This window comes from Microbacterium sp. LMC-P-041 (assembly GCF_030209555.1).
GTDB lineage: Bacteria > Actinomycetota > Actinomycetes > Actinomycetales > Microbacteriaceae > Microbacterium.
On the sequence record NZ_JARVRV010000008.1, the window covers coordinates 198,748 to 217,045 of the forward strand.

21 protein-coding genes are annotated in these 18,298 nt (G+C 68.1%); 9 read left to right on the forward strand and 12 right to left on the reverse strand.

Annotated features, from left to right (window positions below):
* Nucleotides 1-24: 24 nt before the first annotated feature.
* From QRN21_RS15610 to QRN21_RS15620, 3 genes are read left to right on the forward strand one after another with little or no spacing between them, the layout of a single operon-like run.
* Nucleotides 25-693 (forward strand): hypothetical protein, encoded by a 669-nt coding sequence (locus QRN21_RS15610; protein ID WP_285365081.1) that lies wholly within the window; start codon nt 25-27, stop codon nt 691-693.
* Nucleotides 683-4,612 (forward strand): Pls/PosA family non-ribosomal peptide synthetase, encoded by a 3,930-nt coding sequence (locus QRN21_RS15615; RefSeq protein ID WP_285365083.1) that lies wholly within the window; start codon nt 683-685, stop codon nt 4,610-4,612. Before QRN21_RS15610 ends, QRN21_RS15615 begins: the two co-directional genes overlap by 11 nt.
* Nucleotides 4,609-5,910 carry a M1 family metallopeptidase gene (locus QRN21_RS15620; protein WP_285365085.1) on the forward strand — a complete coding sequence of 434 codons (1,302 nt, stop codon included), beginning with the start codon at nt 4,609-4,611 and terminating at the stop codon, nt 5,908-5,910. The genes QRN21_RS15615 and QRN21_RS15620 overlap by 4 nt, the downstream gene beginning before the upstream one ends.
* 12 nt (nt 5,911-5,922) lie before the next feature.
* Here QRN21_RS15620 and QRN21_RS15625 read toward each other — a convergent pair whose 3' ends face one another.
* From QRN21_RS15625 to QRN21_RS15655, 7 genes are all read right to left on the reverse strand, one after another.
* On the reverse strand, nt 5,923-6,567 hold the full coding sequence (locus QRN21_RS15625) for a 4'-phosphopantetheinyl transferase family protein (protein ID WP_285365087.1): 645 nt from the start codon (nt 6,565-6,567) through the stop codon (nt 5,923-5,925).
* Nucleotides 6,568-6,593: 26 nt separating this feature from the next.
* Nucleotides 6,594-6,893, reverse strand: coding sequence for a Dabb family protein (locus QRN21_RS15630; protein WP_053098852.1), 300 nt, complete (start codon nt 6,891-6,893; stop codon nt 6,594-6,596).
* Nucleotides 6,890-7,180: a glutaredoxin family protein gene (locus tag QRN21_RS15635; protein WP_053098851.1), complete on the reverse strand. Its 291-nt coding sequence runs from the start codon at nt 7,178-7,180 to the stop codon at nt 6,890-6,892. Before QRN21_RS15635 ends, QRN21_RS15630 begins: the two co-directional genes overlap by 4 nt.
* Nucleotides 7,177-7,479 carry a rhodanese-like domain-containing protein gene (locus tag QRN21_RS15640; protein ID WP_053098850.1) on the reverse strand — a complete coding sequence of 101 codons (303 nt, stop codon included), beginning with the start codon at nt 7,477-7,479 and terminating at the stop codon, nt 7,177-7,179. Before QRN21_RS15640 ends, QRN21_RS15635 begins: the two co-directional genes overlap by 4 nt.
* Before the next feature lie 81 nt (nt 7,480-7,560).
* Nucleotides 7,561-7,659 carry a 30S ribosomal protein bS22 gene (locus QRN21_RS15645; protein ID WP_003792170.1) on the reverse strand — a complete coding sequence of 33 codons (99 nt, stop codon included), beginning with the start codon at nt 7,657-7,659 and terminating at the stop codon, nt 7,561-7,563.
* A gap of 135 nt (nt 7,660-7,794) precedes the next feature.
* The gene (locus QRN21_RS15650) at nt 7,795-7,986 is read right to left on the reverse strand and encodes a helix-turn-helix domain-containing protein (RefSeq protein ID WP_053098849.1); all 192 of its coding nucleotides are present in this window, start codon (nt 7,984-7,986) and stop codon (nt 7,795-7,797) included.
* A gap of 325 nt (nt 7,987-8,311) precedes the next feature.
* Nucleotides 8,312-8,728: an ArsR/SmtB family transcription factor gene (locus tag QRN21_RS15655; RefSeq protein WP_056277731.1), complete on the reverse strand. Its 417-nt coding sequence runs from the start codon at nt 8,726-8,728 to the stop codon at nt 8,312-8,314.
* 104 nt (nt 8,729-8,832) lie between these two features.
* On the opposite strand from QRN21_RS15655, the gene QRN21_RS15660 reads away from it, so the two are divergent.
* Both QRN21_RS15660 and QRN21_RS15665 read left to right on the forward strand, forming a co-directional pair.
* The gene (locus tag QRN21_RS15660; RefSeq protein WP_053098848.1) at nt 8,833-10,263 is read left to right on the forward strand and encodes a TrkH family potassium uptake protein; all 1,431 of its coding nucleotides are present in this window, start codon (nt 8,833-8,835) and stop codon (nt 10,261-10,263) included.
* Complete coding sequence (locus QRN21_RS15665) at nt 10,256-10,927, forward strand: potassium channel family protein (protein WP_047520565.1); 672 nt, start codon at nt 10,256-10,258, stop codon at nt 10,925-10,927. Before QRN21_RS15660 ends, QRN21_RS15665 begins: the two co-directional genes overlap by 8 nt.
* Before the next feature lie 21 nt (nt 10,928-10,948).
* Here QRN21_RS15665 and QRN21_RS15670 read toward each other — a convergent pair whose 3' ends face one another.
* Both QRN21_RS15670 and proC read right to left on the reverse strand, forming a co-directional pair.
* Nucleotides 10,949-11,236, reverse strand: coding sequence for a DUF1905 domain-containing protein (locus QRN21_RS15670; protein WP_285365096.1), 288 nt, complete (start codon nt 11,234-11,236; stop codon nt 10,949-10,951).
* A gap of 1 nt (nt 11,237) precedes the next feature.
* Nucleotides 11,238-12,077 (reverse strand): pyrroline-5-carboxylate reductase, encoded by an 840-nt coding sequence (gene proC, locus QRN21_RS15675; RefSeq protein WP_285365098.1) that lies wholly within the window; start codon nt 12,075-12,077, stop codon nt 11,238-11,240.
* Nucleotides 12,078-12,137: 60 nt separating this feature from the next.
* On the opposite strand from proC, the gene QRN21_RS15680 reads away from it, so the two are divergent.
* Nucleotides 12,138-13,109 (forward strand): cation diffusion facilitator family transporter, encoded by a 972-nt coding sequence (locus QRN21_RS15680; RefSeq protein WP_285365100.1) that lies wholly within the window; start codon nt 12,138-12,140, stop codon nt 13,107-13,109.
* A gap of 23 nt (nt 13,110-13,132) precedes the next feature.
* Here the strand turns inward: QRN21_RS15680 and tadA are convergent, their stop codons facing one another.
* Nucleotides 13,133-13,588, reverse strand: coding sequence for a tRNA adenosine(34) deaminase TadA (gene tadA, locus QRN21_RS15685; RefSeq protein ID WP_285365101.1), 456 nt, complete (start codon nt 13,586-13,588; stop codon nt 13,133-13,135).
* Between the two features lie 81 nt (nt 13,589-13,669).
* Here tadA and upp point away from each other — a divergent pair, with 81 nt between their 5' ends.
* Nucleotides 13,670-14,302 carry a uracil phosphoribosyltransferase gene (gene upp, locus QRN21_RS15690; RefSeq protein WP_042538962.1) on the forward strand — a complete coding sequence of 211 codons (633 nt, stop codon included), beginning with the start codon at nt 13,670-13,672 and terminating at the stop codon, nt 14,300-14,302.
* On the opposite strand, the gene QRN21_RS15695 is transcribed toward upp, so the two are convergent.
* Nucleotides 14,287-15,267, reverse strand: coding sequence for a LysR family transcriptional regulator (locus QRN21_RS15695; protein ID WP_056277084.1), 981 nt, complete (start codon nt 15,265-15,267; stop codon nt 14,287-14,289). The genes upp and QRN21_RS15695 overlap by 16 nt on opposite strands.
* Before the next feature lie 122 nt (nt 15,268-15,389).
* Here QRN21_RS15695 and QRN21_RS15700 point away from each other — a divergent pair, with 122 nt between their 5' ends.
* Complete coding sequence (locus tag QRN21_RS15700) at nt 15,390-16,397, forward strand: putative oxygenase MesX (RefSeq protein WP_056277081.1); 1,008 nt, start codon at nt 15,390-15,392, stop codon at nt 16,395-16,397.
* 20 nt (nt 16,398-16,417) lie between these two features.
* Nucleotides 16,418-17,455 carry a methionine synthase gene (locus tag QRN21_RS15705; protein WP_285365104.1) on the forward strand — a complete coding sequence of 346 codons (1,038 nt, stop codon included), beginning with the start codon at nt 16,418-16,420 and terminating at the stop codon, nt 17,453-17,455.
* A gap of 28 nt (nt 17,456-17,483) precedes the next feature.
* On the opposite strand, the gene QRN21_RS15710 is transcribed toward QRN21_RS15705, so the two are convergent.
* Nucleotides 17,484-18,275 carry a GNAT family N-acetyltransferase gene (locus QRN21_RS15710; RefSeq protein WP_285365107.1) on the reverse strand — a complete coding sequence of 264 codons (792 nt, stop codon included), beginning with the start codon at nt 18,273-18,275 and terminating at the stop codon, nt 17,484-17,486.
* Nucleotides 18,276-18,298: the final 23 nt, after the last annotated feature.

The following is an 18,298-nucleotide window of genomic DNA, read 5'->3' on the forward strand; positions in this document are numbered from 1 at the left end:
TCCGGACTCAGAGGAGACCCGATCATGGCAAAGAAGACCTCAGCACAGCGCACCGCCGAAGCCGCTCTCGACGCGGCGAAGGATGCGGCGAAGGATGCGAAGAAGCTGATCAAGTCCCTGCCCAAGAAGGACGCCAAGAAGCTGAAGCCTCTCGTCGAGGACGCGAAGGACGCGGCGAAAGTCTCGAAGAAGAAGGTCGCGGATCGGCCCAAGAAGGTCGCGAAGTCGGCGACCGCGGCGACCGCGCGCCTCACCCAGGCCACCGCACGCCTGGAGGCCGAGAAGAAGGCGTCGGACAGGAAGTCCGCGGCGAAGAAGGATCAGAAGAAGGCCGACAAGAAGTCCGCCGTCGAGCCGACGCCGGATGCGAAGCAGCCGGCCCCGAAGAAGGCCCCCAAGAAGGCCGTGGCCAAGAAGGCCGTGGCCAAGAAGGCCGTGGCCAAGAAGGCCGTGGTCGCGGCTCCGACCGTCGAGCCGACGGTCACGATCACGACCCCGACGTCGGCACCCGCACTGGCACCAGCACCAGCACCGGCACCGGCACCGGCACCGGTACCAACAGAGACCTCTGCAGCGGCACCGGAGCTCAGCGCGCTGACCCTGGTCCAGCTGCGCGCCCGCGCCCGCGCCGAGGGCCGCACCGGATACTCGCGCCTGACGAAGGCCGCTCTGCTCGACCTCCTTGCGCGCTGACGTGCAGGAGGCGCTCGACCGGGGCGCCGATGCGCCTCCTCCCCGCACGCTGATCGACATCCTTCAGGAGACGACCCGGCGATACCCCGACGCCTCGGCCATCGAGGACGCGGACGGGGCGCTCAGCTACGCCGAGCTGCTCGCGCACGTCTGGCGTACGGCGGCCCTGCTGCACGAGAGAGGCGTGCGCCGCGGCGACCGCGTCGGCATCCGCATGTCGTCCGGACACCGCGAGCTGTACATCGCGATCCTCGGCACCATCGCGGCGGGTGCCGCCTATGTCCCCGTCGATGCCGACGACCCGCAGGAGCGTGCCGATCTCGTGTTCCACGAGGCCCGCATCGTGGGCACGATCACCGACGCCGGCTACATGCCGGCCGGGGCGACCGAGGCGGTCGATCTCCTGGGCGGCGAGTCACCTCATCCGCGCACCTCCGCGATCCCGATCGTCGCGCCGCCGACTGTCGACGACGACGCCTGGATCATCTTCACCTCCGGGTCGACCGGCGTGCCCAAGGGCGTCGCGGTCTCGCACCGTTCGGCCGCGGCCTTCGTCGACGCCGAGGCACGTCTGTTCCTCCAGGCCGCACCGCTGAGTCCCGGTGATCGCGTGCTCGCAGGCCTCTCGGTCGCCTTCGACGCGTCCTGTGAGGAGATGTGGCTCGCGTGGGGCCACGGCGCCTGCCTGGTGCCCGCACCGCGAGCTCTCGTGCGCTCGGGCGAAGACCTGGGGCCGTGGCTGCTCGGCCACGGCATCACCGTCGTCTCGACGGTGCCGACGCTCGCCGCCCTCTGGCCGCAGGACGCGATCGAGAACGTGCGCCTGCTGATCTTCGGCGGGGAGGCCTGCCCGCCCGAGCTCGTCGCCCGGTTGGCGTCGGACGGACGTGAGGTGTGGAACACCTACGGCCCGACCGAGGCCACGGTGGTGGCCTGCGCCTCGCTGATGGACGGCACAGGTCCGGTGCGCATCGGCCTCCCGCTCGACGGGTGGTCGCTCGCCGTGGTCGATGCTGACGGACAGCGCGTCGCCGAGGGCGAGACCGGCGAGCTGATCATCGGCGGAGTCGGTCTCGCCCGGTACCTCGACCCTGCGAAGGATGCCGAGAAGTACGCGCCCATGCCCACTCTCGGCTGGGACCGGGCCTACCGCTCCGGCGACGTCGTGCGGGTCGAGTCCGAGGGACTGATCTTCCAGGGGCGCGCCGATGACCAGGTCAAGATCGGCGGCCGCCGCATCGAGCTCGGCGAGGTCGAGGCGGCGCTGCAGGCGCTGAGCTCCGTCTCGGCGGCGACCGTGGTGGTGCAGAAGACCGAGACGGGCATGCCGATCCTCGTCGGCTATGTCGTGCCCGACGAGGGGTTCGACCGGCGGGTGGCGCGTGGTGAGCTCTCGGAGACGCTTCCCGCTCCGCTGATCCCCCTGCTCGCCGTCGTCGACGACCTGCCCGTCCGCACGTCCGGGAAGGTCGACAAGGCGGCTCTCCCCTGGCCGCTCGATTCCGGCGACGCGAACGACTCGTCCCTGTCCGGCACGGCGGCGTGGCTCGCCGAGCAGTGGTTCGCCGTGCTCGGCGTGCGCCCGGGCGACGAGGACGCCGACTTCTTCCAGCTCGGCGGCGGGTCGCTCGCGGCCGCCCAGCTGGTCTCCCGCCTGCGCACCCGGGCGCCGGAGTTCACGATGACCGACGTCTACGATCTGCCGCGGCTGCGCCAGATGTCGGATGCCGTCGACGATGAGGCCGATGACGAGGACGCCGAGGAACGCGTCTTCAGCCAGCCCGTCCCGACCCCCCGACGGATGCAGTGGGTGCAGACGATCGCGGGTCTCCCGCTGTTCGTGTTCACCGGCATCCGCTGGCTGCTCTACCTGCTCGCCGCGAGCTGGCTCCTGCGGCTGTCCCCCGGATTCGAATTCCTGCCCGCTGTTCCGGTGTGGACGATCATCGTCGGCCTGCTGATCTTCGTCACCCCGGTGGGGAAGATGACGATCGCCGCCGTCGCCGCGCGTCTGCTGCTCGCCGGACTCCGCCCTGGCGACTATCCGCGCGGCGGCGGAGTGCATCTGCGTCTGTGGCTCGCGGAGCAGATCGCCCAGCAGGTCGACCCGGTCGGCCTGGCCGGTGCTCCCTGGGTCGTCTACTACGCACGAGCTCTCGGCGCCCGCATCCACCGAGATGTCGATCTGCACACCGTCCCGCCGATCACGGGCATGCTCGACATCGGCTCCGGAGCCTCCATCGAGCCCGAGGTCGACCTCACCGGCTATTGGATCGACGGCGACACCGTGCGCATCGGCGGCATCCGCATCGGCGCGGGAGCGACCATCGGCGCCCGCAGCACCCTCGCCCCCGGCACGAAGATCGGTCGCGGCGCCGAGATCGCGCCCGGCTCAGCCGTGTTCGGTCGGGTCCGCGCCGGGCAGCGCTGGGCAGGATCGCCGGCGGCACGCGTCGGCGGAGTGTCACGGCCGTTCGCGGAGGGTCGCCCACCCAGCCGCACCCGGTGGTTGTGGGCCTACGCCGTCTCCTCCGCCGCGCTCGGCGTCCTCCCTGTCCTCTCGCTCGCCGCCGGCGCCTGGGTGCTCGCGCTGGGCATGCGCGGGTCCGACTCCCTGACAGCGGCCGTCCCGAGCATCCTGGCGCTGCTGGTTCCCGCAGTGCTGCTCGCCGGCTTCGTCTTCGCCGGTCTCGTGCTCGTCCTCGTGCGTGTGCTCGGAGCCGGTCTCGGCGAAGGCGTGTACCCGGTGCGCTCGCGCATCGCCTGGCAGGCGTGGACGACCGAGCGTCTGCTCGATTCCGCCCGTACCTTCCTCTTCCCGCTGTACTCGAGCAGTGCCACTCCCTTCTGGCTCAGGGCCCTCGGGGCCGAGGTCGGGCGCGACGTCGAGGCGTCGACCGTGCTGCTCATCCCGAAGCTCACGACCATCGCCGACGGAGCGTTCCTCGCCGACGACACCATGGTCGCGACCTACGAGCTGCAGGGCGGATGGATGCGGCTGGGCACCGCGCGCATCGGCAAGCGCGCGTTCCTCGGCAACTCCGGCATGGCCGCCGGCGGGCACAACGTGCCTCGCGACGGCCTCGTCGCCGTCCTGTCCGTCGCTCCGCCCAAGGCCAAGGCGGGCTCATCGTGGCTGGGCTCGCCCGCCGCGCGACTGCGCCGTGTGGTGAACGACTCCGATCTCGAGCGCACGTATCGCCCGCGCCCGGGACTCCGCCTCGCGCGGGCTCTGTGGGAGCTGTGCCGCATCATCCCGGTGTTCGTGACCTGCGCGATCGGAGTGAGTGTGATGCTCACGCTCGCCGCGGTGGTCGAGGCCTGGGGACTCGCATGGGCTGTGCTGCTCTCGAGCGCCGTGATGCTCGCCGCAGGCGCCTTCGCCGCTCTGATCACCACCGCCGCCAAGTGGCTGATCGTGGGGCCGATCCGTGCCGGCGAGCATCCGCTCTGGTCGAGCTTCGTGTGGCGCACGGAGGTGTCGGACACCTTCACGGAGATGGTGGCCGCACCCTGGTTCGCCAACGCCGCATCGGGCACTCCTGCACTCGCCATCTGGCTGCGCACCCTCGGCGCGAAGATCGGCCGAGGCGTCTGGACCGACAGCTACTGGCTGCCCGAGCCCGACCTGGTCACCCTCGGGGACGGTGCGACCGTGAACCGCGGATGTGTGGTTCAGACGCATCTGTTCCATGATCGAGTGATGAGCATCGACGCAGTGACCCTCGAGAGCGGTGCGACCCTCGGTCCGCACAGCGTGATCCTGCCCGCGGCCACGATCGGATCGGATGCCACGGTCGGGCCCGCCTCACTCGTGATGCGGGGAGAGTTCGTGCCGATCGGCAGTCGTTGGAGCGGCAACCCCATCGGGCCGTGGCGTGCCGTCAAAGTGCGCTCCTACCAGGCCTCGAACGCATGACCGTCGACCCCTACACCCCGCACAGCGGCGATCGGCGCTACGGGGTGCTGCACTACGACCTGGCCATCGACTATCGCGTGACCACGAACCGCATCGCGGGCACGGCGACGATCCGGCTGCAGATGCAGGAATCGGCGAAGCACGTCTCGTTCGACCTCGTCGGGCTCAAAGTCACGAAGGTGCGGGTCGTCGGTGATCGCGCCGCCTCGTTCAGACAGGACGACCGGCGGCTCAAAGTGGTCTTCGGGGGCGAGCGGGCGAGCGGTCAGGAGCTCACGGTCGCGGTCGAGTATTCCGGTTCTCCGTCGCCCCGGCGCACTCGATGGGGGCTCCTCGGGTGGGAAGAACTCGAAGACGGCGTACTCGTCGCGTCGCAGCCGACCGGCGCGCCGACCTGGTTCCCCTGCAACGACCTGCCCTCGGACAAGGCGACGTATCGGTTGGAGTTCACGGCCGATCCCGAGTACACCGTTGTCAGCGGCGGCGCAGCCACGCGATCGACGCAGCGCGGTCGCACCCGGTGGATCTTCGAGCAGCCGGTGCCGACCGCGACATACCTGATGACCGTGCAGATCGGCCAGTACGACGATGACAGGGTCGCTCTCGGCACGACTCCCGGGCGTCTGTTCCACCCGCGGGCTCTCGCGGGTCGCGTGCGCTCCGACTTCGCCCCGCTGCCGCACATGATGGAGACGTTCGTCGACGCCTTCGGCACGTATCCCTACGAGTCCTACAAGGTCGTCATCACACCCGACGATCTCGAGATCCCCCTCGAAGCGCAGGGCATGGCCATCTTCGGTGCGAATCACGTCGACGGAGCCGGGGGCAGCGAGCGCCTGATCGCGCATGAGCTCGCGCACCAGTGGTTCGGCAACAGCGTCGGCGTCGCCCGCTGGCGGGACATCTGGCTGAACGAGGGATTCGCCTGCTACGCCGAGTGGCTGTGGTCGGAAGCGTCCGGCGCGTCGACCGCCCACGAGAACGCTCTGGTCCATCACGCCGCCCTCCGCGGCCTCGCCCAGGATCTGCTGCTCTCGGATCCCGGTCCGAACGACATGTTCGACGATCGCGTCTACAAGCGCGGCGCCCTCACCCTGCATGCCCTGCGACTCACGATCGGCGATGAGCGGTTCTTCGCTCTGACGCGGGAGTGGACCGCGCGGTTCGCGCGACTCGCTGTCACCAGCGACGACTTCCTCGGCCTCGTCGGCGAGGTGGCCGACGACCAGGCGCGCACCCTGGTGCGGACCTGGATCGACGAACTCCCGCTGCCCGCACTTCCTGCATCCCGGTCCTGAGACCGAGCGGGATCACCCCCGAGCGACGCTCAGCACGTACCCCGGTGGGCCGACCAGCGTCGTGACGTCGATCGTGGCGGCACGACCCGGAAGCGCTGCCGACCACACGCAGGGATCCGTGTTCGCGCGCAGTCGGAGGAGCACCTCTGACGGCTCTGTCTCGAATCCGCGACCATCCGCCTTGACCGCCGCCTCGATGCGTGTCCACCCCGCGAGATCCGGGGCTGCGACGTCAGGGAACATCGTTCGCAGCTCGTCGACCCGGCCGGCCGCAGATGCCTGCTCGACATCGACGCCGAGCGACGCCGCAGTCCCCACCGCTGCCGGAGCCACTGCGACGACGACGAGACCCTCCGCATGACTCACGCTGAGCAAGACGCCGTCGGCGCGCGGCCGACCATGGTCCGCCCCGCACCTGGCACAGCGGCTCGAGATGACGACGTCGTGCGTTCCGGTGATCCGGCGCACGAGGGCGCGCATCAGTGCCCTGCCGGCGAGGAACGCCTGGGCACGGCTGCCGCTCAGCTCGCGGAGGCGTTCCCGCTGACCCATCGCCGCGGCATCGGCTTCAGTGAAATCGTGCAGCTGCGAGGGCGATGCCCAGGCGATCGTGATGTCACGCCAAGTGGTCTCTCCTGCGATTCCCCCTGCGCTCATCACACCGAGAACCGCCGATCAGAGGTTCAGAGTTCGAAGTCGACGGCCACACGGGAGGCGACGACCGAGCGCACGTACGCCACGACCTCTTCGTGCGCCGGGTGCACCTGATACTCCTCGAGAGCAGCGATCGAATCGACGTCCGCGACGAGGGTGACGTCCCAGTTCGCGTCGGGATAGGCGACGTTCGCGCCCGCGGTGATCGAGCGCAGCTGCGGTACGACGCCGTCGAGAGCGTTCAGACGACGGGCGACCTCGGCGGCCTGCTCGGCGCGTGTCGCCGCATCGTCGGCTGCGAGCTTCCAGGTGACGACGTGACGGATCATCGGGCTTCCTTCTCGAGTGCGTCCTGCTGCACGGCTGATTCGAGCGCGTCGCGCAGTCGGTCGGCGGACAGACGCCAGTGCGCGTGCAGGTCGCCGTCGATCAGGACGACGGGGATCTTCTCCCACCACAGCTCGTAGAGCACAGGATCGTCGGCGATCGAGGCCTCCACGATCTCGATGCGCTCGGCTGCCGCGTCAGGCAGGTCGGCGACGACGGCGTCGATGATCTCGGACGCGACATCGCAGAGATGGCAGTCCGGCTTGCCGATGAGGGTCAGCGTGGTCACGCCGACGGCACCTCGATATCGCGGCCCTGCGCGATCCACTCGCCCGTTCCGCCCTCGACGTTGGTGGCGTCGTATCCGCGGGACTCGAGCGCTTCGACGACGCGCGCCGACCGCCCACCCGCTTGGCAGATGACGTCGAACGACTCTGCGGGCAGCTCTTCGAGCCGGTTGCCGATCTCGGACATCGGGATGTTGACGGCCCCGGGTACGTGACCGGCGGCGAACTCATCCACCTCTCGGACATCGATGAGCGGGGTGTTCGACCGCTCGGCGAGCTCGGTGACGGTGATCGACTTCATGGCATGCTCCTGCGACGAGTGGGAAACCGGGGGCAGAGACACAAAGCGCCCGTCCGGAGACAGGCGCTCGTGTCTGGTCGCTTACTTCTTGTTGCGACGCTGGTGGCGAGTCTTACGAAGCAGCTTGCGGTGCTTCTTCTTCGCCATGCGCTTGCGGCGCTTCTTGATGACAGAACCCACGGAAACCTCACTAAGTCAGTGGCTGGGTGTCGTCGGTGACGGACACCCGGGTACGGGCACGGAAAAATGCCTCGGATCAGTCTAGCAAACCGTGGAGCGTCTGCTGCACGCGCTCACGAGACGACGCCGAGGACGTCAGCCGACGTCAGCTATCGGTCGCTGCAGGGCCTCGGCGACCGCGGATTCCGGAACACGGAAACTGCGACCGAAGCGGATGGCTGGCAGCTCCCCAGCGTGCACCATCCGATAGACCGTCATCTTCGACACACGCATGAGTTCGGCGACCTCGGCCACCGTAAGGAACCGGACATCTGGAACCTCGGGCATCCCACGTACCCCTTTCTGGATTGTGTGCACACTCTATGGGCAAGGTGGGACACGTGTAAACCCATGTGGCCTGTGTGATCAGTGTGCATCCCCGATGGTCGCGAAGGCGCGCACGGGAAAGGTCCCGAATCCGCGCACGGCCGGCGGAACGGGCGAGGTCACAGCGGAGACATAGGACGTATGCCGGAACCGCTCAGACTGCCCTGCGAGGCTGACCACACGACTCACGATGGCACCATCCGAGTCACGCGGGCTGGGGCCCGCGGCCTCGCCCCTGACGACACGCCCCCCGATCGTCAGGGGCGATGTGTGTCTCCGGCCGCGATCAGCCGCCGAGACGCTTGAGAGCCGTCGCGACCACGTGCTTGGCCGATGCCGCGGCACGGCCGACGACCTCGGCCGCGTGTGCGGCTCCGTCGGGCAGCGGCAGTCCGGGGTAGTCGATGTCGGGTGCGTCGTCGCCGTAGGCATCCATGAGGAAGGGCACGAGCCAGTCGTCGACGGCCTCGAGCGGCTCGACGGCCAAGCTGTAGAAACGACGCTGCCCGTCTTCGCGGACGCTGACCAGCTCGGCCTCGCGCAGGACCTTCAGATGCTTCGAGACGGTCGGCTGGCTGATGCCGAGGTCGGCGACGATCTGGCTCACGCTCGTTCCGGCGTCCCCTTCGGCGGTGCGTCGCAGGAGAAGCTGGAGAATGTCTCGCCTCGTACCGTCTGCGATCACGTCGAAGATGTCCGTCATGTGATCAGGGTAGTCGTCCCCGGCACGGAGTACCATGACGAAGGCTCGGCGATCAGCGCCGTGCATCCGCGTACGTCGGAGCAGGAAGATCGAAGGGGGACGCGATGTCGGGCATCGTTTCGGCGTCGTCGCCTCGACAGCGTCTCCAGAACGCCGCCTCCTGGGGCAAGCACATCATCACGTCGTCGCCCTCGCGCTTCGCGATCGTCATCTTCGCGCTGCTCATCCTGGTCTTCACGGTGCTGCTCTCGCTGCCGATCGCCTCGGCCTCGCGCACGGTCACGCCGTTGGCGGATGCACTGTTCACCGCGGTCTCCACCATCTGCGTCACGGGACTCGCGACCGTCGACATGGCGACGTACTGGTCGCCCTTCGGTCACGTGCTGATCTTCATCGGCGTCAACATCGGCGCGCTCGGCGTTCTCACCCTCGCCTCGTTGATGGGCATGCTCATCTCCAAGAGACTGGGACTCCGCGCCAAGCTCCTCGCCGCGGGAGACACCAACCCCCTTCGCGCGCACGGTGGCGTGGTGAACGAGAGCCAGACCGTCCGGCTGGGCGAAGTCGGTCAGCTCCTGACGACCGTGGCCGTCTCCGCGCTGATCATCGAGGGCGTGCTCGCGGTCCTCCTCTACCCCGCACTCGTGATGGCCGGGGTCGAGCCGATCGCAGCGCTCTGGGAGGCCCCCTACTTCGCCGCGATGGCCTTCACCAACACCGGCTTCGCGCCGAACGCCGGCGGAGTCGCCGTGTTCGCCGACGACTATCTCGTCCTCACGCTGCTGATGGCCGGCGTGTTCCTCGGCAGCATCGGCTTCCCGGTGATCTACACCCTGGCCAAGCACGTGTGGCACGTGAAGAAGTGGTCGCTGCACACCAAGCTCACCCTGGTCACCACGGTGCTGCTCTTCGTGCTCGGCGCCGCCGTCTTCCTGATCCTCGAGTACGCGAACCCGAAGACGTTCGGGTCGATGGATGCCGCGGACACGACCTTCCAGGCGTTCTTCCTGTCCGCGATGACGAGGTCGGGCGGCTTCAACGTGATCGAGATGGACGATCTGAACGGCTCATCCCTCCTCGCCGCGAGCATGCTGATGTTCGTCGGCGGCGGCTCGGCCTCCACCGCAGGCGGAATCAAGGTGACGACCCTGGCGGTGCTCGCGATCGCGGTGTGGTCCGAGGCCAAGGGCCGTCAGTCCGTCGAGGCGTTCGGCCGTCGCATCCCCAGCGACGTGCAGCGCGTCGCGTTGAGCGTCGTCGCCTGGGGAGCCACGATCGTGGCGCTCTCGACGATCATCATCGCCCAGATCACCAAGGCGGACATCAGCCACGTCCTCTTCGACGTCATCTCGGCTTTCGCCACCGTCGGACTCTCGACCGGCCTCACCGCCGATCTCCCCGACGCCGGTTCGTACGTCCTCGCGACCACCATCTTCATGGGGCGCGTTGGTACAGTGACTCTCGCCGCGGCCGTCGCCGCGACATCGCGAACGCAGTACTACTCACTGCCCGTGGAAAGGCCGATCGTTGGTTGAAGTCCTCCGGGGCGACGCTCCCGTCCTCGTCATCGGTCTCGGCCGGTTCGGTGCCGCCTGCGCAGGCGAACTCGATCGTCTCGACCGCGAGGTCCTGGCGATCGACGACAACCTCGAGCTCGTGCAGAAATGGTCGGACCGCGTCACGCACACGGTGCAGGCCGACGCCAAGAACATCGACGCCCTGCGGCAGATCGGCGCGCAGGACTTCCAGGTCGCCGTCGTCGCCGTCGGCTCGTCGATCGAGGCGTCGGTGCTGATCACCGCGAACCTCGTCGATCTCAAGGTGCCGCAGATCTGGGCCAAGGCGGTCTCGCAGTCGCACGGCAAGATCCTCGCCCGCGTCGGCGCCAACCACGTCATCTACCCCGAGCGAGAAGCCGGTGAGCGCGTCGCGCACCTCGTCTCCGGCCGGATGCTCGACTTCATCCGCTTCGACGACGACTTCGTGCTGGCCAAGATGTACCCGCCGAAGTTCATCCGCGGCGTGGGTCTGAACGAGTCCGGCGTGCGCAGCAAGTACAAGGTCACGGTCGTGGGAGTGAAGAGCCCGGGCAAGCCGTTCCGCTACGCCGAGGCGAACACGATCGTGACCAACCACGATCTGATCATCGTCTCGGGCACCAACAGCGACATCGAGCGCTTCGCCGCCCTCGACCGCTGACCGGCATCCGCGCGACGGACGTCAGGCGTCGATGTCGAGCGCGATCTCGACGAGGTCCTCGACGCCGACGCCCTCACGGTCTTGCAGGGCCTTCTTGATCGGCACGATGTAGCCGCCGTCCTTGGGCCAGAGGGCGGTGGTCACCGTCGTGTCGCCGATCGTGACGGATGCGGGGATCATCCCCCATCCGTAGGTGACGACGCTCGCGACCTCACCGATCATCTCGCTCTCCGCCGGCGGCACGGTGACGAAATGGAACGGCGCGGGACCGCGCCAGAACCAGATCTCCCCGGAGAACCGCAGCTGCATGTCAGGCTCCGGCCGCGAGTTCCTTCGCGCGTGCGAGCGCGGCAGCGGCGGCATCCGCGAAGGTGCGATCGAGGTGCGCGTCCTGCAGCACCGCCACGGCCTTCTCGGTGGTGCCCTTGGGGCTCGTGACCCTGCGGCGGAGCTCGGACGGCTCCTCACCCGACGCATCGAGCAGCGCAGTGGCGCCGATGAAGGTCTGCTCCACCATGACCCGCGCGTCGCTCTCGCTGAAGCCCATTCCGACGGCTGCCTTGGTCAGCTCCTCGATGAGCAGGTAGACGTAGGCGGGGCCGGAACCCGAGATCGTCGAGAGTGCGTCGATCTGCGATTCGGGAACCTCGACGACCGCGCCCACGGTGGCGAAGAGGCGGTGCACGAGGGCGAGATCGTCGTCGGATGCCGCCGCCCCCGCGGCCAGACCGGTGACTCCCTTGCCAACTGTCGAGGGCGTGTTCGGCATCGATCGGATGACCCGCACGTCGGCGCCGAGGTTGTCGGCGAAGGTCTGGATCGTGACTCCCGCGGCGAGGCTCACGACGATCGCGTCGTCGGCCAGATGCGAGGCGATCTCGCGCAGCAGATCGGGCACCATCGCGGGCTTCACCCCGACGAGGACGATGCGAGCCTTCGCGACCGCATCCGCGTTGCCGTCGGTGGTCTCGGACAGGGCGATGCTCCTGACCCCGTCGAGGTCGGCGAGGGCCGCCGCCTTCTCGGGCGTGCGGTTCGTCGCGGTGATTCCCCCGTCGACCTGGATGCCGGATGCGACCACCCCTCGGAGGATCGCGCCGCCCATCGATCCGGCACCGAGGAACGCGAGAGCGGGAAGCGAGTCAGCCATGTCGCCATCCTACGGCGGGCGCACCGGGCGACCACGGACGAGCCGATCTAGACTCGACGCATGAGTGCATCCGGCGGCGGCAAGGCCATTCTCGCGGCGTTCCTGGCGAACCTGGGCATAGCCCTGGCGAAGTTCCTCGCGTGGGCGCTGTCGGGATCCGCATCGATGCTCGCCGAGGCGATCCACTCGGTCGCCGACTCGGGCAACCAGCTGCTGCTCATGCTGGGCGGACGCAAGGCGAAGCGCGAGGCGGACAGGGCGCACCCCTTCGGCTACGGGCGGGAACGGTACGTCGCCGCGTTCGTGGTGTCGATCATCCTGTTCTCCGTCGGAGGTCTGTTCGCGATCTACGAGGCGATCGACAAGCTCACGCACCCGCATGAACTCGACAAGACGTGGTGGTGGCTGCCGATCGTCGTGCTGGTGGTCGCGATCGGCCTCGAGTCGTTCTCGCTGCGCACCGCCGTCAGAGAGAGCAATCTCGTCCGTGACACGGGCCAGTCCTGGGTGTCGTTCGTGCGCCGCGCGAAGGCGCCGGAGCTCCCCGTCGTGCTCCTCGAGGACGTCGGGGCACTCACCGGTCTCACGTTTGCACTGCTCGGCGTCGGGCTCACCGTGATCACCGGAAACCCGCTGTTCGACGCACTCGGCACATTGATGATCGGCATCCTGCTCGTGCTCATCGCGATCGTGCTCGGCGTCGAGACGAAGAGCCTCCTCGTGGGCGAGGGCGCCACGCAGGCCGATCACGATCGCATCGTCGACGCGATCAACGCGGGCGACGAGATCGAGAAGATCATCCACATGAAGACCCTCTACCTGGGCCCGGACGAGCTCATGGTCGCGGCGAAGATCGCACTCAACGCGAACAAGCCGCTGCGCGAGGCAGCTGTCGACATCGATGCGATCGAGGCCCGCATCCGCGAGGCTCTTCCGATCGCACGCGTGATCTACATCGAGCCCGACGTGTACCGGCCGTCGCTCGACCCCGAGCCGTCGACCGACGTCTTCGTGCTCAAGTCCTCCGACTGATCGCGCGCGGGGTGCCGTAGCCGTCAGCGCCGCTGCTCGAAGAAGCTCCGCAGCAGGGCCGTGGCGGCATCCGCTTCGACCCCGCCGACGACCTCGGCGCGGTACGGCAGCCGACGGTCGCGCAGCACGTCGTACATGGATCCGGCTGCCCCCGCCTTATCGTCCCACGCGCCGAAGACGACCCGCCCGATCCGGGCCTGCAGGATCGCGCCCGCGCACATCAGGCAGGGCTCGAGGGTCACGACGAGGGTGTGGCCGTCGAGATTCCACGAGCCGACGGACGCCGCAGCCGACCGCAGCGCCGCGATCTCGGCGTGCCCCGTGGGGTCGTGGGTCGCCTCACGATGATTGCGTCCTTCGGCGATGATCCGGCCCTCTGCGTCGAGCACCACCGCGCCGACCGGGATCTCCGAGGCCGCCGACGCCTCGGCCGCGAGCTCGAGCGCGCGTCGCATCGCACGGGCGTCGGAGGCGGTCATGCATCGAGCCTACGACAGCCGCTCGGGCAGCCGACGGCATCCGATGTCGTACCGGAGCCCCCGGCGCATTAGCCTGTATCCATGCGTGTCCACGTCGCCGACCACCCTCTCGTCACTCACAAGCTCTCGGTGCTGCGCGACCATCGCACCCCGTCGCCCGTCTTCCGGCAGCTGACCGAAGAGCTCGTGACGCTTCTCGCGTATGAGGCGACCCGCAACGTGAAGGTCAGTCCGGTCGAGATCACCACTCCCGTGACGACGACGATGGGCGTGAAGATCTCGGAGCCCCGTCCGATCGTCGTGCCGATCCTGCGCGCCGGCCTCGGCATGCTCGAGGGCCTGGTGAAGCTGCTGCCGACGGCAGAGGTCGGGTTCCTGGGCATGGTCCGCGACGAGGAGACCTTCGAGCCGACCACCTACGCCGAGCGCCTTCCCGACGACCTGAGCGATCGTCAGTGCTTCGCGATCGATCCGATGCTCGCGACCGGCGGCTCGCTGGCTGCCGCCATCCAGTTCCTCTTCGACCGCGGGGCCAAGGACGTCACAGCGATCTGCCTGCTCGGCACTCCCGAAGGCCTCGCCGCCATCGAGGCGCTCGTCGGAGACCGCGACGTGACGATCGTGCTCGGGGCCCTGGATGAGCGCCTCAATGAGAAGGGCTACATCGTGCCCGGACTCGGCGACGCCGGCGATCGGCTCTACGGCACCGTCTGACGGATCTCCGGCTCGCGCGGTTCGTCCTCGAGAAGGGGCACGCCGAAGCTCGCCACCACGTCTCGCACCTCGCCGAGGTACTGCTGAGCCTGTTCGGTGAGCGGTATGGCCGTGCGTCCGATCCAGCCGATCTCGATGCGCTCGTCGACGTCGAGGGGCACGGCGACGATCTCGGGATCGAGATCGTCGCTGATGATGCCGGTCGAGATCGTGTATCCGTCGAGACCGATCATCAGGTTGAAGATCGTCGCTCGATCGGAGACCCGGATCTCCCGCGCACTTGAGAGGGTCGAGAGGATCTCCTCCGCGAAGTAGAACGAGTTGTTCGCGCCCTGGTCGAAGGTGAGACGCGGAAGGCCGACGAGATCGTCGAGGGTCGCACGGTCTCGCGACGCGAGTGCGTTCCGCCGTGAGACGAAGATGTGCGGCTCGGCGATGAAGAGCGGATGGAATGCGAGACCCGAGTCCCGCAGGAGCTTGTCGATGACGTTGCGGTTGAAGTCGTTGCGGAAGAGGATGCCGAGTTCGCTGCGGAGCGTCCGCACATCCTCGATGATGTCCCACGTGCGGGTCTCGCGGAGCGAGAACTCGTATTCGGCGGCGCTCGAGCGCTTGACCATCCGCACGAATGCGTCGACGGCGAAGGAGTAATGCTGGGTGGAGACCCCGAGGAGGCGGCGCGACGGTGGCCGCCCGAGGTAGCGCTGCTCGAGAAGCTCGGCCTGCTCGACGATCTGTCTGGCATACCCGAGGAACTCCGTGCCGTCGCTCGTGAGCGTCACCCCTCGCGCCGACCGGGTGAGCAGATCGCGTCCGACTCGGCTCTCGAGGTCTTTCATCGCCGCGGACATCGTGGGCTGCGCGACATAGAGCACGTCGGCCGCCGCGGTGATGGACCCCTCCGCAGCGACCTCGATGAAGTACTGGAGCTGTTGCAGTGTGATCCCGCTCGATCGCCTAGGCATAGGAGAAGGCTATATCACCGCATAGCGGAGCCGAATTACCCGATAGCTCCGGCAAGGCTGCACTATGAGATCACCGCTTTCGCGAGGCCCGATGGGCCTCCCCTCCCCCGGATTGGCCCCTCATGGCGAACGAGATCACGTTCAGCATCACGACCACTCGCTTCGACGAGGACTATGCCCCGTCCGACAGCTCGCGCATCACCACGAACTTCGCCAACCTCGCGCGCGGCGAGCGCCGCCAGCAGAACCTCCGCAACGCCCTGGAGATGATCGACCGTCGCTTCAACGACCTCGCGGGCGGCGACGAGCGCTACACGGTCGAGCTCGACATCGTCTCGGTGCAGTTGCGATTCGCCGATGGCAACGACGAGGAGTTCCCGGTGCTCGAGGTGCTCGACGTCCACATCGTCGACCGGCTGACCGGCGAACGCCACCATGGGATCGTGGGAAACAACTTCTCCTCCTACCTCCGCGACTACGACTTCAGCGTCGTCCTGCCTGCGGCGAGCGCGGCCGCCGGCGGATTCTCCACTCCCGACGACTTCGGCGTGCTGCACGGCAAGCTCTTCCAGCATTTCCTCGAGTCCGAGGCGTACCAGGAGCGCTTCTCGACCCTGCCGGTGATCTGCATCAGCGTCTCGACCAGCAGGACCTATCACCGCAACGGCAACCACCACCCCGTGCTCGGCGCCGAGTACGTGCAGGACTCCTTCTCGCTCACCGACGAGTACTTCGGGAAGATGGGGCTGCAGGTCCGCTACTTCATGCCACGCGGCAGCGTCGCCCCCCTCGCCTTCTACTTCCGCGGCGACCTCCTGAGCGACTACTCCGATCTGCAGCTCATCGGCACGATCAGCACCATGGAGACCTTCCAGAAGATCTACCGGCCTGAGATCTACAACGCGAATGCGCCGGCCGAGAGCGTCTACCGTCCGAGCCTCGCCCACGACGACTATCAGCAGACGGAGATCACGTACGACCGCGAGGAGCGCAGCCAGCTCGCCGTCGTGCAGGGACGCTACGCCGATGAGCACTTCGTCACGCCGCACCGGACGGTGCTGGACCGGTGGGCTGCCGGGTATCCCGCTCCGTCCTCCCCCGCGTCCGCCTCCCCCGTTGCGGTCCGATGACCGGCCGCGGATCGTCGACCGTGCGAGAACTCCTCCCCACCTCGATCGTCGGAAGTCTGCCCAAGCCGGCGTGGCTCGCCCGGCCCGAAGTCCTCTGGTCGCCGTGGGAGCTGCAGGGCGATGCGCTCGCGGAGGGCAAGCATGACGCCCTGCGCGCCGCAGTGCACGAGCAGCGTCGACGCGGGATCGACATCATCAGCGACGGGGAGCAGACCCGTCAGCACTTCGTCACCACCTTCATCGAGCATCTCGACGGAGTCGACTTCGAGAATCGGGAGACGGTCCGCATCCGCGATCGCTATGACGCGAGCGTGCCGACCGTCGTCGGCGCAGTGAGCCGCCGCGCGCCCGTGTTCGTGGACGACGCGGCCTTTCTGCGCCAGCAGACCGACCAGCCGATCAAGTGGGCGCTGCCTGGCCCGATGACGATGATCGACACGCTGTCGGACCGCCACTACCGCAGCCGCGAGAAGCTGGCATGGGAGTTCGCGACGATCCTCAATCAGGAGGCGAAAGAGCTCGAGGCAGCCGGAGTCGACATCATCCAGTTCGACGAGCCCGCGTTCAACGTGTTCTTCGACGAGATGAAGGACTGGGGCGTCGCTGCTCTGGAGCGGGCAGCAGAAGGACTGCGTGCGGAGACCGCGGTCCACATCTGCTACGGCTACGGGATCAAGGCCAACAACGATTGGAAGGCGACCCTCGGAGCCGAGTGGAGGCAGTACGAGGAGTCGTTCCCCCTTCTGCAGCGATCCACCATCGACATCGTCTCGCTGGAGAGCCACCACTCCCACGTGCCGCTCGACCTCATCGAGCTGATCCGCGGCAAGAAGGTGATGCTCGGCGCGATCGACGTCGCGAGCGAGCAGATCGAGACTCCGGAAGAAGTCGCCGACACCCTGCGGCGCGCGCTCGAGTTCGTCGATGCGGACCTGCTCATCCCCAGCTCGAACTGCGGGATGGCGCCCCTACCGAGGCGCGTCGCTCTCGACAAGATGAGCGCCCTGTCAGCGGGAGCGCGAATCGTGCGCGACGAACTCGGCGGCACCGGCGTCTGACCGCGCTCGAACAGCCGCGTCGTGTGACTCACACCCTCAGGAGGTAGCAGCGCTCCTCGCCGTACTTCGTGAAACCCGCTCGCGCGAGGATCGGCGCGGAGGTGGCGGTGCGCCCCTTCACCAGCGCTGTGGTCGCTCCCCGCGCCGCGCTCTGGCGAAGCCGCTCCACGAGGACGGCACGGTAGGCTCCTCGTCCCCGTGCCTGCTCGATCGTCGCCGCTCCCCACAGACGTGCGAAGCCGTCGACGATCGTGCAGCCGCCCGTGCTGACCGCCTCGCCGTCCGCGCCGAGACGGGCGAGAACACGCACCTGCGTGCCTGCGTCGTACGCCGATGTGATCTCGTCGAGTTCGATGCGTAGGCCTTCGTCATCGAGCGGCTGCTGCTTCCAGACCGGCACATTGATCGCGTCGACTTCGCGAACCTGCTCGAGCGTTCGCACGACCTCCGCCCTGGCTTCAGGCGGGACATCGCTCGCGGCGCTGTCGATCGTGGCTCTGTCGATCCGGCTCGCGAAGACGGCCACGGTGTCGATGTGCTCGGCTCCGCGCTTGCGGAGCTCGGCTTCGAGATCGGGGCGGTCGGACGCGTTGGTCCAGAACCGCAGCTCGCTCTCGTCCCACGCCCTCGTGCGGTCGATGGCGTGTTCTACGACGGTTGCGGCATCCGCATCCGAGTCGACCTGAGAGCCGCGCACTCCGCCACCGAATCGCGTCGGATACCGCACCAGCTGCAGATGGCTCCGCTGCTGCTCGCTGCCGCGGGGAAACCACACCCACGCGGCCGAGGCTCGCAGGACATCATCGATCGTGTGAGTCATCGCTCTCCTCTGCCGACGGCGAC

Coding starts and splice junctions, on each gene's coding strand:
- QRN21_RS15610 (WP_285365081.1), top strand. CDS start 25: ATGGCAAAGAAGACCTCAGCACAGCGCACCGCCGAAGCCGCTCTCGAC.
- QRN21_RS15620 (WP_285365085.1), top strand. CDS start 4,609: ATGACCGTCGACCCCTACACCCCGCACAGCGGCGATCGGCGCTACGGG.
- QRN21_RS15625 (WP_285365087.1), bottom strand. CDS start 6,567: ATGAGCGCAGGGGGAATCGCAGGAGAGACCACTTGGCGTGACATCACG.
- QRN21_RS15630 (WP_053098852.1), bottom strand. CDS start 6,893: ATGATCCGTCACGTCGTCACCTGGAAGCTCGCAGCCGACGATGCGGCG.
- QRN21_RS15640 (WP_053098850.1), bottom strand. CDS start 7,479: ATGAAGTCGATCACCGTCACCGAGCTCGCCGAGCGGTCGAACACCCCG.
- QRN21_RS15650 (WP_053098849.1), bottom strand. CDS start 7,986: ATGCCCGAGGTTCCAGATGTCCGGTTCCTTACGGTGGCCGAGGTCGCC.
- QRN21_RS15655 (WP_056277731.1), bottom strand. CDS start 8,728: ATGACGGACATCTTCGACGTGATCGCAGACGGTACGAGGCGAGACATT.
- QRN21_RS15660 (WP_053098848.1), top strand. CDS start 8,833: ATGTCGGGCATCGTTTCGGCGTCGTCGCCTCGACAGCGTCTCCAGAAC.
- QRN21_RS15670 (WP_285365096.1), bottom strand. CDS start 11,236: ATGCAGCTGCGGTTCTCCGGGGAGATCTGGTTCTGGCGCGGTCCCGCG.
- proC (WP_285365098.1), bottom strand. CDS start 12,077: ATGGCTGACTCGCTTCCCGCTCTCGCGTTCCTCGGTGCCGGATCGATG.
- QRN21_RS15680 (WP_285365100.1), top strand. CDS start 12,138: ATGAGTGCATCCGGCGGCGGCAAGGCCATTCTCGCGGCGTTCCTGGCG.
- tadA (WP_285365101.1), bottom strand. CDS start 13,588: ATGACCGCCTCCGACGCCCGTGCGATGCGACGCGCGCTCGAGCTCGCG.
- upp (WP_042538962.1), top strand. CDS start 13,670: ATGCGTGTCCACGTCGCCGACCACCCTCTCGTCACTCACAAGCTCTCG.
- QRN21_RS15695 (WP_056277084.1), bottom strand. CDS start 15,267: ATGCCTAGGCGATCGAGCGGGATCACACTGCAACAGCTCCAGTACTTC.
- QRN21_RS15700 (WP_056277081.1), top strand. CDS start 15,390: ATGGCGAACGAGATCACGTTCAGCATCACGACCACTCGCTTCGACGAG.
- QRN21_RS15710 (WP_285365107.1), bottom strand. CDS start 18,275: ATGACTCACACGATCGATGATGTCCTGCGAGCCTCGGCCGCGTGGGTG.